The organism is Rhizobacter sp. P5_A1 (assembly GCF_056400745.1).
Genome location: NZ_JBFUKR010000002.1, coordinates 1 through 14,229, shown reverse-complemented (window position 1 = coordinate 14,229; position 14,229 = coordinate 1). Strand labels below are relative to the sequence as shown.

At 69.8% G+C, this 14,229-nt stretch carries 14 protein-coding genes; 3 read left to right on the top strand and 11 right to left on the bottom strand.

The window, feature by feature from the left end:
* Positions 1 to 5: 5 nt before the first annotated feature.
* From AC1DTW_RS01885 to AC1DTW_RS01850, 8 genes are read right to left on the bottom strand one after another with little or no spacing between them, the layout of a single operon-like run.
* Positions 6 to 899 carry a dioxygenase family protein gene (locus AC1DTW_RS01885; RefSeq protein WP_477978551.1) on the bottom strand — a complete coding sequence of 298 codons (894 nt, stop codon included), beginning with the start codon at positions 897 to 899 and terminating at the stop codon, positions 6 to 8.
* Between the two features lie 41 nt (positions 900 to 940).
* Entirely contained in the window at positions 941 to 2,539 is a 1,599-nt protein-coding gene (locus AC1DTW_RS01880; RefSeq protein ID WP_477978549.1) for an amidohydrolase family protein, read from the bottom strand.
* Entirely contained in the window at positions 2,520 to 2,939 is a 420-nt protein-coding gene (locus tag AC1DTW_RS01875) for a Dabb family protein (RefSeq protein ID WP_477978547.1), read from the bottom strand. The genes AC1DTW_RS01880 and AC1DTW_RS01875 overlap by 20 nt, the downstream gene beginning before the upstream one ends.
* A 5-nt stretch (positions 2,940 to 2,944) precedes the next feature.
* On the bottom strand, positions 2,945 to 3,250 hold the full coding sequence (locus AC1DTW_RS01870; RefSeq protein WP_477978545.1) for a YciI family protein: 306 nt from the start codon (positions 3,248 to 3,250) through the stop codon (positions 2,945 to 2,947).
* Between the two features lie 7 nt (positions 3,251 to 3,257).
* The gene (locus tag AC1DTW_RS01865; protein ID WP_477978543.1) at positions 3,258 to 5,807 is read right to left on the bottom strand and encodes a branched-chain amino acid ABC transporter ATP-binding protein/permease; all 2,550 of its coding nucleotides are present in this window, start codon (positions 5,805 to 5,807) and stop codon (positions 3,258 to 3,260) included.
* Positions 5,808 to 5,815: 8 nt separating this feature from the next.
* A complete protein-coding gene (locus AC1DTW_RS01860; protein WP_477978541.1) occupies positions 5,816 to 6,682 on the bottom strand; it encodes a branched-chain amino acid ABC transporter permease in 867 nt (288 codons plus the stop codon).
* A gap of 6 nt (positions 6,683 to 6,688) precedes the next feature.
* Positions 6,689 to 7,897, bottom strand: coding sequence for an amino acid ABC transporter substrate-binding protein (locus AC1DTW_RS01855; protein ID WP_477978539.1), 1,209 nt, complete (start codon positions 7,895 to 7,897; stop codon positions 6,689 to 6,691).
* Positions 7,894 to 8,763, bottom strand: coding sequence for a dioxygenase family protein (locus AC1DTW_RS01850; protein WP_477978537.1), 870 nt, complete (start codon positions 8,761 to 8,763; stop codon positions 7,894 to 7,896). The genes AC1DTW_RS01855 and AC1DTW_RS01850 overlap by 4 nt, the downstream gene beginning before the upstream one ends.
* Positions 8,764 to 8,876: 113 nt before the next feature.
* On the opposite strand from AC1DTW_RS01850, the gene AC1DTW_RS01845 reads away from it, so the two are divergent.
* Positions 8,877 to 9,791 (top strand): LysR family transcriptional regulator, encoded by a 915-nt coding sequence (locus tag AC1DTW_RS01845; protein ID WP_477978535.1) that lies wholly within the window; start codon positions 8,877 to 8,879, stop codon positions 9,789 to 9,791.
* 15 nt (positions 9,792 to 9,806) lie between these two features.
* Here AC1DTW_RS01845 and AC1DTW_RS01840 read toward each other — a convergent pair whose 3' ends face one another.
* Genes AC1DTW_RS01840 through AC1DTW_RS01830 form a run of 3 tightly spaced genes read right to left on the bottom strand, consistent with a single transcriptional unit; the run spans position 9,807 to position 11,658 of the window.
* Positions 9,807 to 10,214, bottom strand: a complete 408-nt coding sequence (locus AC1DTW_RS01840; RefSeq protein ID WP_477978533.1) for a GFA family protein — start codon at positions 10,212 to 10,214, stop codon at positions 9,807 to 9,809.
* Positions 10,207 to 10,626: a YybH family protein gene (locus AC1DTW_RS01835; RefSeq protein WP_477978531.1), complete on the bottom strand. Its 420-nt coding sequence runs from the start codon at positions 10,624 to 10,626 to the stop codon at positions 10,207 to 10,209. Before AC1DTW_RS01835 ends, AC1DTW_RS01840 begins: the two co-directional genes overlap by 8 nt.
* Before the next feature lie 3 nt (positions 10,627 to 10,629).
* Entirely contained in the window at positions 10,630 to 11,658 is a 1,029-nt protein-coding gene (locus tag AC1DTW_RS01830; RefSeq protein WP_477978529.1) for a uroporphyrinogen decarboxylase family protein, read from the bottom strand.
* A gap of 171 nt (positions 11,659 to 11,829) precedes the next feature.
* On the opposite strand from AC1DTW_RS01830, the gene AC1DTW_RS01825 reads away from it, so the two are divergent.
* Complete coding sequence (locus tag AC1DTW_RS01825) at positions 11,830 to 12,900, top strand: maleylacetate reductase (protein ID WP_477978527.1); 1,071 nt, start codon at positions 11,830 to 11,832, stop codon at positions 12,898 to 12,900.
* Between the two features lie 60 nt (positions 12,901 to 12,960).
* Positions 12,961 to 14,133, top strand: a complete 1,173-nt coding sequence (locus AC1DTW_RS01820) for an ACT domain-containing protein (protein WP_477978525.1) — start codon at positions 12,961 to 12,963, stop codon at positions 14,131 to 14,133.
* Positions 14,134 to 14,229: the final 96 nt, after the last annotated feature.

Sequence of the window (14,229 nt, the reverse complement as noted above, 5' to 3'; positions counted from 1 at the left end):
CCGACTCAGGCCGGTGCGAGCGCGAAGTCGTATTGCGCGGAATAGAACGGCCGGTCCAGCGTGCGGCCGTCGGGCGCGGTGCCGCGTTCGTGGCGCTCGAACGGGACGACCAGGCTGTCGCGCACGCCGAACACAGCGTCCGAGTCGAGGTACGGGCTGTCGGCGGCGAACAGGTGCGTGGTCAGCGGCACGTAGCCGTCGCGGTAGACCATCATGTGGATGTGACCGGGCCGGTTCGGGTGCCGGCCCATCGCGCGCAGCATGTCGCCGACCGGGCCGTCGTCGGGCACCGGGTAGAAGGTCGGCTTGATCGACCAGAAGCGGTAGCGTCCGTCGTCGTCGGTATGGAAGCGCGCGCGCAGCGCCATCCCGGCGTCGCCGCCTTTCTGCATGTCGTAGACGCCTTCGCCGTCGCCCGACCACACATCGACGCAGCAGCGCGCGATCGGCGCGCCGTGCGTGTCGGTGATGCGGCCGCTGTAGTGGCACGGCTCGCCCGGCATGCCGTGGCCGATGTCGCTGCCCAGCGGCAGCACCGGCGCGCCCTCCCAGTAGAACGGGCCCTGCACCGTGGCTTCGGTGGGCTGCACGCGCGCGCTCCGGTCGGCCAGCGCTTGCGCCGAGCGGCGCGCCTGCTCGAGCTGCACCACCAGCATCGAGATGCCCAGCGTGTCCGACAGCAGGATGAACTCCTGCCGCTTGTCGTCGCAGGTCTGGCCGACCTTGGTGAGGAACTGGATCGCGTTCATCCACTCGTCGGGCTTCAGGTCGAGCTCGCGCACCAGCGTGTGCGCATGGCGCACGACGCCGGTGATGATCTCGCGAAAGCGCGGGTCGGTGTCGTCGCCCAGGCGGTCGAGCACGGCCTGGGTGATGTCGGAGGTCTGGTGCTGGTTCATGCGGGTCTCGGTGTTGCAGGTCGGGCCGCGGGGTCGCGCGCTCAGTTGGGGTTGAAAAGATTCTGCGGGATGCCGGCCGCGGCGAACACGTAGTCGCGCGAGGCCTCGAGCTCCTGGCGCAGGCGCGAGATGTCGGCGTCGAGCAGGCGGCCCTTCCACTTTCGCACCTTGCCCGCGACGATCACGGTCTCGACGTTGCCGCGGTCCATCAATGAGACCACCGCCCCCGGCACCTGGTTCAGCGGCGCGACGTTCAGCGCCTGCGCGTCGAGGATGATGATGTCGGCCTCCTTGCCCGGCGTCAGCGAGCCGACCTTGTGATCCAGGCGCAGGTGCTTCGCACCGTTCATCGTCGCGTAGCGCAGCACGTCGCGCGTGTTCAGCAGCGCCGGCGTGCCGGCCGGCGGCGTGGGCCACCAGTTGCCGCTCGCGAAGCCGGGGTCCAGGATCATCTGGTTCACCATCATGCGTTGCATCGTCATCATCGACCGCATCTGCGTGAAGAAGTCAGCCGTCATCGTGCATTCGACGTCGACGCTGAGCGAGGGCTCCAGCCCCAGACTCTGCATCTTCAGGATCGGCGGCGTGCCGTGGCGCATGTTCATCTCGATCGGCACCGCGAGCGAGACATTGGCGCCGACGTCCTTCACGCGCTGCCAGGCCAGGTCGGACATGCCGGTCATGTGCACGAAGAGGTTGTCCGGCCCGAGCCCGATGTCGCCGTTGACGCCGCCCTTGCCCTGCGCGAGCAGGTCCATGATCGGCCGGATGCCGAACGGCGACAGGATGTGCGCCGCAACCTGCAGGCCGAGCTGCCGGCCGAGGGTCCACGACTGCGTGTAGGTCGGCGCGCCGAGGTAGACCTCGCCGCCCATGATCATGTGCACCAGCTGGTCGCTCGACGAGAACCACTTGTTGACCATGCGCGTCGCGTCCTGCGGGTAGGCGTAGGCCGCACTGTGCGTCGAGCCCGCGCCTTCGAAGTAGCCCAGCGCGGCACGCCGGCCGGTGTCGAACAGGGCCTGTGCGACCGCGTCGGAGTGCTGCGGCGTGTGGTGGATCTGCGAGATGTCGTGCACCGTCGTGACGCCGTGGTCGAGCTGGCTCAGGCCGCCGAACAGCTCGTTGATGTAGACGTCCTGCGGCCGGTACACCGGCGCGAAGCGCGAGAGGATGTACTCGAAGTAGGTCTGGTTGCCGCTCGGCGTGTTGGAGCCGTCGTTGATCAGGATGCCGTCGGCGAGAAAGCTGCGCAGCGCGGTCTCGAACTGATGATGGTGCGTGTCGATGAAGCCCGGCATCACGATGCGCCCGCGCGCATCGATCACCGGGATGCCGGGGGCCGCGAGGCTGGGGCCGACGGCGACGATCTTCTTGCCTTCGACGAGCACGTCGGCCTGCGCGAAATCGCCGACCTTGGGATCCATCGACATCACCGCGCCGCCGCGGATCAGGTAGCGGCGACCGAAATGGCCGCTGTGTTCGGGCGCCGCGCCCTCGTTCGCGCGCGCCGGGCGCGGCGCGAACAGCGCGAGACCGCCGGCGCTGGCCATCGTTGCGGCCGCGGCGGTGGCCTTCAGGAAGCCGCGCCTCGAATCCCAGTGCCGTTGCGGGCGGCCTTCATCGCAGAGTCTGCACATGATCGGTGTCTCCTGGTTGTGGTTGGGCATCCGCCACGCAAGACCCGGCGGTGGGGGTTGTTGCGCCTTCGCGCGCAATCGGTTCGCTGGTGGCCGTGCCGCCGGCGTCGTAATCGACCTGGTGGCGGGCGATACGCAGGTCGCCCAGCGCACGCTTGATGCGCAGGTGCTCCGGATGGTCGGCATACGCGGCCAGCGCTTCGCGCGAATCGAACTCGGTGTAGAGGACCACGTCGCAGGCGTAGTCGATGCGGCTCTCGTCGACGCCGACCTCCACGTGCACCAGGCCGGGCACCCGGCCGCGCAGCGACTCGAACGCGGTCTTCACCTGCGCGATGTGGCGCGCACGGGTCGCGGCGTCGTCGCCGCGCACGTTCCACATGACGATGTGCTTCAGCATGGTCGTCAGGCCGCGGGCGCAAAGCCGGCCTTCTGCGGCCACAGGTTCACGAAGGCGTGCACCGCGACGCTCGCATACAGGCCGGCGCGCGTGAACGGCTCGTCGTCCAGCCAGGCGCGCACGGCGGCGCGGCTCTCGAACTCGATCGCGAGCAGGCTGCCGATCATCGTCACGCCGTCGTCGGCCATCAGCGGGCCGGCGAAGGCGATGCGATCGGCGACCGCACCGAGGTAGGCCTTGTGCTCGGGGCGCACCTGCTGGCGCAACGCGGCGCCGTCGGATCGGTCGAGCAGGTGCAGCACGTAGATCATCACGCCCTCACACGCCCAGGTAGGCGCGACGGATCTCGTCGCGCTGCATCAAGGCGTCGGGCGTGCCCTCGGCCACCATGCGGCCTTGCTCCAGCACGTAGGCGCGGTCGGCGACGCGCAGCGCCATCGAGACGTTCTGCTCCACCAGCAGCACCGCGGTACCTTCCTGGTTGATGCGGCGGATCGCGCCGAACATCTCGCCCACGATCAGCGGCGACAGGCCGAGCGAGGGCTCGTCGAGCAGCAGCAGGCGCGGTCGTGCCATCAGCGCGCGCCCGATCGCGACCATCTGCTGCTGGCCGCCCGAGAGTTCGCCGGCCGCCTGCGCCAGCTTCGGCTCGAGCGCCGGGAACAGCGCCAGCACCGCGTCGAGCGACTCGGCACGCCGCGCCTTCGCCGCCGGCAGCACGCTGCCGATCTCGAGGTTCTCGCGCACGCTCATCGCGCCGAACAGCCGCCGCCCCTCGGGCACGATCGCGATGCCGGCCTCGCAGAAGCGGTGCGGCGGCAGCGCGGCGATCTCGCGCCCTTCGAACACGATGCGGCCGCCGCGCGCACGCTGCAGGCCCGCGATGGCATTGATCAGCGTCGTCTTGCCGGCGCCGTTCGGGCCGACGACGCACAGCAGCTCGCCCTCGCGCAGCTCGAACGAGACACCCCACAGCGCAGGCGCCTGCCCGTAGGCGACCTGCAGGTCGTGCACGTCGAGCAGCTTCGCCTGCGGCGCAGCCGGCGCCGGCTCCGGCCGCTCGGGCACGGCCTGCGGCTGGCCGAGGTAGGCCGTCATCACCTCGGGGCGCTGCATCACCTCGGCGGCCGGGCCTTCGGCGAGCAGCACGCCATGGTCGAACACGACGACGCGGTCGGTCAGCGCCATGACCGCGCGCATCACGTGCTCGACGAAGACCACCGTCGAGCCCTGGTCGCGAATGCGCCGCACCAGCGCCACCGCACTGTCGATCTCGCTCGGCGTCAGGCCGCACAGCACCTCGTCGAGCAGCACCAGGCGCGGGCGCGAGGCGAGGGCGCGCGCGAGCTCGAGGAACTTGCGCTGATGCAGGTTCAGGTCGGCGGGGTGCGCGTGCGCCTTCTCGTGCAGCCCGGTGAAGGTCAGCCAGGCCATCGCCTCGCGGCGTGCCACCGCGGGCGACGCGACGCCGCCGCCGAACAGGGTGGCCAACGCGACGTTGTCGAGCACCGTCTGGTGGCCGAAGGGCCGCGGAATCTGGTAGGTGCGCGAGATGCCGGCGCTGGCGATGCGGTGCGCCTCGCGGCCGGCCAGCTCCTGGCCCTCGAACACGATGCTGCCGCCGGTCGGCAGGTAATGGCCGCTGACGACGTTGATGAAGGTCGACTTGCCCGAGCCGTTCGGGCCCAGCAGGCCGAGGATTTCACCGCGCCGCACTTCCACGTCGACGCCGGCGAGTGCCTTGACGCCGCGGAACGACTTGGCGAGGCCGCGTGCGCGGAGCAGCACCTCGCCCGGCGCGACGGCGACCGACCGCACCGGCAGCGGTGCCGACGCTGCGGGCAACGGCACCGGCCCGCTTCGCCGCGCAAAGACGCGCTGCAGCCGCGGCAGGATGCCATCGGGCATGAACAGGATCGCCGCGATCAGGATCACGCCGACCATCGCCTTGCCCGCCACCGCGTAATTCGCCGCGGTGAAGCTGTACAGCAGCAGCGTGATCGCGACCGCACCGACGGCCGGCCCGGCCCAGTGGCGCGTGCCGCCGAGCACGCTCATCAGCACGACGGTGAGCGGCACGGTGATCGTGAACACCTCGCCGACCGTCACGTAGTTCAGGAACAGCGCGTGGATGCCGCCGGCCACGCCGGCGAGCGAGCACGAGATCGCCAGCGCGATCAGCTTGTAGCGGTAGGTCGGCACGCCCATCACCTCGGCGGCGTCCTCGTCGTCGTGGATCGCGAACAGGCCGACGCCGAGTTTCGACACCGCGACGCCCCATGCGACCAGCATCGTCAGCGTCGCCGCGGCGAGTGCGAGCAGGTAGAAGGTCGACGACGCGCTCGGGCCGATCGCCGGCACCGGCACGGCCGCGAGCGACACGCCGTTGCCGCCGTCGATCGGCGTGTTGACGACGATCGTGCCGATCACGAAGGTGACCGCCAGCGTCAGCAGCGCATAGACCTCGCCGCGGATGCCCCTGACGCGAAACACGATCGCACCGAGCGCGACGCCGAGCACGCAGGCCACCGCGGCGGCGACCGGCAGTGTCCACAGGAACGGCCAGTTCCAGCGCGACAGCAGCGTGCTCGTCGTGTACAGGCCGGCGCCGAAGAACGCGCCGTGCCCGAACGAGAAGTAGCCCGCGTAGCCCGACAGGATGTTCCACGAGGTCGCCAGCACGATCCAGAGCAGGATCAGGTACAGCAGCGAGTCGTAGAACGCCGGCAGGCCGAGGCGCGGCACGAAGGCCAGCGCGATGGCGATCGCGACGATGGCCGCAGGGGTTCGGTGAGCCCCCAAGCGGACGCCGCGGATCCGGCTCTGCCGGGCCGCCAGCGGCGCCCCTCCCGGGGAGGACTCATTCAAGGAAGCACTCATGCGGCCCGCCCCGGTCGCAGCAAGAGAATCGCGATCAGCAGCGTGAACGACACCAGCGGCGCCCACGAGGGCGCGGTCACCGCCATCGTCACCGCTTCGCTGACGCCGATCACGACGCCGGCGATCAGCGGTGCCAGCGCGCGGCCCAGGCCGCCCAGCATCACCGCGGCGAAGACGACGCCGATCCACGCGTAGATCTGCGACGGCGCAAGCGTGAAGCCGAGCGCGAGGCACACGCCGGCGACGCTGGCCAGCGCCGAGCAGGTGCCGGCCAGCAGCAGCGCGTTGCGTTGCTGGTGGATGCCGAACGCGGCGGCTACGGCTGAGTCCTCGGCGGAGGCGCGCAGCGCCTTGCCGAGGTCGGTGTGGCGCAGCACCGCCCACACCGCGAACGACAGGCCCACGGCCAGCACCAAGGTGATCAGCTCGGGCAGCGGCACGAACAGGCCCGCGATCTTGAAGCGGTGTTCGCCGTAGCCCGATTCGAGCTTGCGGAAGTCGGCGGTCCAGACGGTCTGGATCAAGGCTTCGACGAGGCCGGTCAGCCCGAAGGTCACCAGCAGCGAATTGAACGGCGTGATCGCGAAGCGCGCCATCGCGGCATGCAGCGCGGCGCCGATCGCGAAGAACAGCGGCACGATCACGACCAGCGTGAGCAGCGGGTCCATGCCCATCGTCGCCATCTGGTAGCACAGGTAGGCGGCCAGGAAAGCGAACGCGAAGTGCGCCAGGTTGATCAGCCGCAGCAGCCCCCACGACAGGCTCAGGCCGAGCCCAAGCAGGCCGTAGAGGGCGCCGACGAAGATGCCCGAGAGAATGCTCTGCGCCAGCAGGCTGGCGCTCGGCAGCGTGAAGCCGGACATGGCGCGTCAGGAGGCCAGCAGCGTGGCGCCGCCGGACGTGAACTCCTTCGGGTAGACGACGGTCCAGCGGCCGTTCTGGACCTGCTTGATGCGCATCAGGTCGTCGCCGTAGTTGCCGGCGCCGTTGAAGCGCAGCTTGCCCTGGATCGTGTCGACGCGGTTGGCCTTGAGCCAGGTGCCGATCGCCTTGTCGTCCAGGCTCTTGGTCGCGGTCACGCCCGCCTCGAGGATCTGCCAGGCGGTGTACGACGCGCCGGCCTGCACCTCGACCGAGGGGTCGGGCAGCTTCGCGGCAATCGCGCGCTCGTGGTACAGCCTGATGAACTCGGCCGCGCCGGGTGCGTTGCTGAAGGGGGGCTGCTCCTCGAAGATCGTCACCGACAGCGCGTTCTTCGCCTCGGGCATCGAGACCAGCGGGCCGGGGGCGGGGTACAGGTAGAAGTGCTGCGGCGGCTGGTACTCGATCTTCTTCATCGCATCGAGCAGCAGGTTGCCGTCGAGGCCGATCGCGCCGACCCAGACGAAGTCGGGCTTGGCATCCTTGATGCGGTTCGCGATGGGTCCGAAGTCGCGGTTGCCGAAGTCCCACTCGAGGAACAGCACCTCGGTCAGGCCGCGCTTCTTCAGCACCTCGCGTGCACCGGCCGACATGAACTGGATCGACGGGAACTTGCTCGTCACGACGGCCACCGTCTTCGGCGGCTTCGGCCCCGCGGCGAGCGCGTCGAACAGCGTGTTGGGCACGGTCACGGCCGGATCGGAGCCGAGCGACCAGGCCGGAAACGCGAACTCGTATTTCGCCAGCGACGGCACCCCCAGCGTGTGATGCACCAGCACCTTGTTGTAGCGCTGCGCGACACCCATCGCCGACAGGATCGCGCCGGTGGCATAGGGCCCCATCAGCAGGTCGACCTTGTCGGCCGTCACCAGCTGTTCATACAGCGTGCGCGCCAGGTCGGGCTTGGACTGGTCGTCCTTCAGGATCCACTCGAGCGGTCGGCCGAGCCAGCCGCCGCGCTTGTTGGCCTGCTCGACATAGATCTCGCCGACGAGTCTGTGGATCTGCGCGGTCGCCGACAGCGGCCCCGTCAGTGCAAGCGTGCCGCCGATGCGGATCGGCTGCGAGCCCTGCGCTTGCGACAGTCCCGACGCGGCGGCGAGGCCGGCGATGCCGGCGCCGAGAACGGTGCGGCGGTTCAACGGATGGCTGTTCATGTCTTGTCTCCTGTGGATGTCGTTGTAGTGGCGTTGAGAACGAACGCGAAATCCAGCGTGGTGAACGGCGCCGCGCTGGTGTGGCCGTCGGGCGTGCGGCCCGATGCATGGTGCACCCAGTCGGCCACCAGCGAGCTGCGCACGCCGAACAAGGCATCGGAGTCGAGGTACCGGTCTCCCTTGCGGAACACGTGCGTGACGAGCCGCTGGTAACCCGGCGCAGTGATCATGAAGTGCAGGTGCGCAGGGCGCCACGGGTGGCGACCGAGCGCCTGCAGCATGCGCCCGACCGGGCCGTCGTGCGGGATCGGGCAGGGCTCGGCGACGATCGACTTGAAGTGGAAGCGGCCGTCGGCATCGCTGGCGAGCGTCGTGCGCGATGGGCCGTCGTTCGGGCCGTCGGCGTCTGTGTCGGCGTACCAGACCTGCACCTCGGCGCCTGCGATCGGCGTGCCGTCGAGGGCCCGCACGCGGCCGCGCACGTAGCAGGGCTCGCCGCCGGCGGCGTGATCGACGGCGCCGCTGCGCGCATGACGCGGCGCGCCGCCGGGATGAAACGGCCCGAACGACACCGCCTCGGTGCAGCCCTTGGGCTTGCGATGATTCAGCGCCGTGACCAGCATCGACAGGCCGAGCGTGTCGGACAGCAGCGCGAGCTCCTGCCTCCCGCCGCTGCTGAGCTGGCCGCATTCGGTGAGGAAGCGAACGCCGTCGGCCCACTCGGCTTCGGTCAGCGCGACCTCGCGGGCGAACGCATGGAGATGCTGCACCAGGCTCGTCATCACTTCGCGCACGCGTGCGTCGCCGGCCGCCGCGTGGCGCGCGATCACCGCCTGGGTAATGTTGTCTTCGTCGATGTTGCGCATGCCGGGTTGTTCCGTGCGACAGGACACCAAGCCGACTCTAGACTTCCACTCATGGAGGTCAAAGCGCGCTGCAGCAAAGCTTTCTTCCGCGCAGAGGAAAACTCCGGGTAAACATGGATCGCTTGACCGAAATCGAACTGTTCGTGCAGGTCGCCGAACTGGGCAGCCTGTCGCGCGCCGCGGACTCGCTGGGCTTGAGCAACGCGGCGGCGAGCCGGCACCTCGCCGCGCTCGAGACGCGCCTGACGGCACGCCTGGTGCAGCGCAACACGCGGCGCCTGTTCCTGACCGATGTCGGCGAGGCCTTCTATCGGCGCTGCAAGCCGCTGCTCGGCGAGCTGCGCGAAGCCGAAACCGCGGTCAACGAAGCGGTGCTCAAGCCGGCCGGGCTGTTGCGCGTGCAGGCCTCGCTGTCGTTTTCGATGATCGTGATCGCGCCGCTGCTGCTGGAGTTCAACGCACGCTTCCCGGCGATGCGCATCGAGGTCGTCGCGTCGAACCGCTACCACGACCTGCTCGAGAGCGGCATCGACGTCGCGATCCGCAACCGCGAGTTCGAGAACGACTCGGCGATCACGGTGCGCCGCCTGGCCGAGACCAAGCGCGTGCTGGCCGCGTCACCGCAATACCTGCAGCGCCACGGCACGCCGCACACGCCCGACGAACTGGCGAACCACCGGCTGCTGATCTACAACCTGGCGAATCAGCCGCACCAGATGCGCTTCATGCGCAACGGCGCCGAGACCTTGCTGCCGGTGCAAGGCGTGCTCGAGGCCAACGACGGCCAGGTCATCCGCGCCGCCGCGATCAAGCACCTGGGCATCCTGTTGCAGCCGATGTACATCATCCACGACGACGTGGTCGCCGGCCGCCTCGTGCCGGTGCTGCAGGAGTGGGAGCTGCAGCGCCTGACGATCAACATCGCCTACCCGACGCGCCGCCACCTGCCGGCCAAGGTGCGCTGCTTCGTCGACTTTCTGGTCGAGAAGTTTGCGGAGCTGGACTACGAAAGGCGCTGGACGGCCTGAGGCGGATGCCGTCTGCTAGGTCGGATTCCTGTCGTAGCTCGTGATCCCGGCAGGCAATTGAACCCACGCATGGCGACGGCAGTCGTAGACCGAGTCTTCGGGCGCAGGAAAGCCCGGGTCGGCGAACGCGCCGACAGCCACCGCCACCCACGCGTCTTCGCAGCCCTCTTCGGTGTGGAACACGGTCGATCCGCAGACCGGGCAGAACCTGAACCTGAAGCGGGCACCAGCGTCGCCGGTACGGACGTACTCGGTGGCCGTCCCGAAGACCTTGTAGGGCGTGGCGAAGCCCGCAAGCGTCGCGAAGACGCTGCCGGTCCGGCGCTGGCAGGCCAGGCAGTGACACACGCCGACGCCGCGCGGCTCGCCTTCGACTTCGATTCGGAGTTGACCGCAGGAACAAGAGGCGGTTCGGCTAGACATGGGACACCTCGGTGGGCGGCTTGGGAACGGGCGCCAACAGATTGGCGTCGCGCGCCAGCAGCCACTTGCCGTTCTCCTTCTTGAGAACGCTGAGCGTGTGCCCCGCCCGCGCGCTGGGCGGCGAGCCATCGGGTGGCGTGGCGGTGACCGTGAGCTTCGCCCACATGAACGCCCAGTCGCCCAGCACCTTGATCTCCTGAATTTCGCTGCTGCCGTCGAACGTCGGCGCCGCGTGTGCCGCCTGGGCCTTCGCGGCCGCCGCGAACTCGCTCTTTCGCATCGGCGGCCGGCCGGGGACGAGGAAGACGGCATCTTCCGCCATCAGGCCCAGGACGGTGTCGACATCGCCGGTCTTGGTGGCGGCCATCCAGGTGGCGACGAGCTCACGAATCAATTGTTGATCGTCTTTCATGTGTCACCCTTCGCCATGCTCCACGCGCAGGATCCTCGCCGCCGCGACCATCGCTGCGAGCTTGCCGACGGCCACCTCGCGCGGCAGGTACTTCATGCCGCAGTCGGGCGCCAGGATCACGCGCTCCTTCGCCACAAAGGGCAGCGCGCGCCGAATCCGTGCGGCCACCTGCTCGGGCGTCTCGATCGCCAGGTCCGACAGGTCGATGCAGCCGACCATGATCTGCTTGTCGTCGAGCTGTGCCAGCACCGAGCAGTCGAGCTTCGATTGCGCGGTCTCGATCGACACCTGCTTGCAAGCGCAGCCGCGCAGCTCGGGCAGGAAGGAGTAGCCGCTCGGCCGCTCGTGGATGATCGCGGCGTAGCCGAAGCAGATGTGCACCGCGGTCGTGCCGGTGATGCCGTCGAGCGCACGGTTCAGCGCTGCGAGCCCGTACTGGCGCGCCTTCTCGGGCCGCGCCTGCATGTAGGGCTCGTCGATCTGCACGACATCGGCGCCGGCGGCGAACAGGTCGCGGATCTCGGCGTTGACCGCCGCGGCGTAGTCCATCGCGGCGTCGGCATCGGACGCATAGAAGTCGTTCTGCGCCTGGCAGCTCATCGTGAACGGCCCGGGCACGGTGATCTTGACCTTGCGCGTCGTGTGCCGCTTCAGGAACAGCAGGTCCTCGACCTCGACCGCATGCTTGCGGCGGATCTTGCCGGCGATGCGCGGCACCGGGTTCGGGTGGCCCGAGCGGTCGAGCGCGCTGCCGGGGTTGTCGAGATCGACGCCTTCGAGCGCGGTCGCAAAGCGGTTCGAGTAGCTCTCGCGCCGGATCTCGCCGTCGGTGATGATGTCGAGGCCGGCGTCTTCCTGCGCCCGGATCGCCAGCAGCGTGGCATCTTCCCAGGCCTGCTGCAGGTAGGGTTCGGCGACGCGCCAGAGCTCTCGGGCGCGCACGCGCGGCGGAAAGCGGCTGGCGAGCTTCTCGCGGTCGATCAGCCAGTCGGGTTGGGGAAAGCTGCCGACGATCGTGGTGGGGAAGAGCATGGTGTTCTCGCTCGCGCGCGTTGTCTGTGCATCGAAGGGCGAGGCCATCATGGCACCGGCCGATTCGCGTGCCAACCGGGGCCGCACCGCAGCAACGCGGCGCGCGGCGGAAAACACTTCTTCAGCCGCCGGCGCTTCCCACGCCGCGCGGCGGCTGGTGCAATCGCGCGCATGGAGAACTTCACCTACACGGCGTCCCCGACACGCGTCGTCTTCGGCGCCGGCGCGCTGCAGCAGCTCGGGCGCGAGATCGAACGGCTCGGTGCCACGCGCGCGCTCGTGCTCTCCACGCCCGGGCAGGCCGATGCCGCGCAGCGCATCGCCGATCTGCTGGGTGCCAGGGCGGCCGGGGTCTTCGCGCGCGCCGTGATGCATGTGCCGATCGAGACCGTCCGAGAAGCGCGCGCCGAGGCACGGCGCCTCGGCGCCGACTGCGCGGTCGCGATCGGCGGCGGCTCGACCACCGGGCTCGGCAAGGCAATCGCGCTCGACGCCGGCTTGCCGATCCTGGCGATTCCGACGACCTACGCCGGCAGCGAGGTGACCTCGATCTACGGCGTCACCGAAGGCGGCCTGAAGAAGACCGGCCGCGACCCGCGCGTGCTGCCGAAAACGGTGATCTACGACCCCGAGCTGACGCTGACGCTGCCGTTCGCAACCACCGTGACGAGCGTGCTGAATGCGATCGCACATGCCGCCGAAGGCCTGTACGCGCACGATGGCAACCCGATCGTCGCGCTGATGGCGCAGGAGGGCATCCGCGCCTGCGTCGCCGCGCTGGCGCCGCTGCAGGCCGATCCGAGGGATCTGGCGGCGCGCGCCGACGCACTGTACGGCGCCTGGCTGTGCGGCACCGTGCTCGGCAGTGTCGCGATGGGCTTGCATCACAAGCTCTGCCACACGCTGGGCGGCAGCTTCAACCTGCCGCATGCCGAGACGCATGCGGTGATCCTGCCGCACGCGCTGGCCTACAACGCCGCGGCGGCGCCCGACGCGATGGCGCGCATCGCCAGCGCGCTCGGCGGCCCCGGCGACGCGGCGCTTGCGCTGCAGCAGCTGGCGCGCCGCTACGGCGCCCCGACATCGCTGGCCGCGATCGGGATGCCGGCCGACGGCCTGGACCGCGCGGCCGATCTCGCGGCCAGCATGCCGTATCCCAACCCCCGAGCACTGGAACGCGGGCCGCTGCGCGCGCTGCTGCAGCGCGCCTACGACGGCGCGCCCCCGCGTTCGGGCGTTTAGGATAGGCGCCCGCGCGGCTTGCGCACAGCGGCGGTCTTTCGGCCGCTCGGGAGTGTCTCGATGAAGTGTGTTCTGGTCGGCTCGCGCTTTTTCGGGGCGACGGTGCTCGAAGCCTTGCACAACGAAGGTGTCGCGAAGTTCAGCCGCGTCGTCGTGCCGGCGGCGGACGATCGGCTCGCGACCGCGGCACGTGCGCTCGGGATCGACGTGCTCGTGCTCGACAACCCGAAGATCGTGCCGGGCGAAGCGATCCCGGCCGATACCGAGCTGATCCTGGCCGCGCACACGCACGCGCGCGTCAGCAACGAAGCGCTGGCTCGATCGCGCCTGGGCGGCATCGGCTATCACCCGTCGCTGCTGCCGCGACACCGCGGCATCGCCGCGGTCGAATGGACGATCCTCGAGGGCGACGCGATCGCCGGCGGTTCGATCTACCACCTCGCCGATGGCTGGGATGCGGGCGCCGTCGCGGCGCAGGACTGGTGTTTCGTGGCCAAGGGCGAGACCGCGCGCGAGCTGTGGGAACGGGCGCTCGCGCCGATGGGCCTCGCGCTGCTCGCGCGCGTCGTGCGCCATGCGCAGCAGCTCGGCGAAGTGCCCGCCCTCGCGCAAGACCAGCGCTTCGCGACCCGCGCGCCGATGATCCGCCGCTCGATCGTGCTGACCGAAGATCAACCGTCGACCACGACCTCGCTGATCGTGACCGTGATGGGCCGCGATCGGCCGGGAATCGTCCGTCTCCTGTCGGATTGCGCGCAGCGCCACGGCGCCAGCTGGGCGGCCAGCCGCCTGGCGAATCTGGCCGGCGAGTTCGCCGGGATGATCCACTTCGAGGTGCCGCGCGCGAATGTCGACGCGCTCGCCGCCGCGCTCGACGCGCTCGGCTCGTCGGGCCTGCGCCTGACGATCGCGCGGACCGAAGGCGCGCAGGCGCCCGAGGGGCTGCGCGGCATCGACCTGGAACTCGTCGGCGAAGATCGGCCGGGCATCGTCAGCCGATTGACCGGGATCCTCGCCGAGTGCGGCATCAGCATCGAGCACATTCACACCGAGATCGTCGGCGCGGGCGCGTCCGCGAAGCCGTCGTTCAAGGTGGCCGCCCATCTGCTCGTGCCCAAGGCGCTCGCGCTCGATGCACTGCGGCGCAAGGTCGAAGTGCTCGCGAACCAGATGATGCTGGACATCGCGCTCGGCGAGCGGGCAGCCCCCAGGCGCGTGACGGAGGCCGAATGACCCGCGGCAATCGACGCAGCGCGCTGGCGACGCTGTCGGCGCTGTGGCTCGCCGCGTGTGGCGGCGGTGGCGGCGCGAGCGGCGGCGCACCGGCGG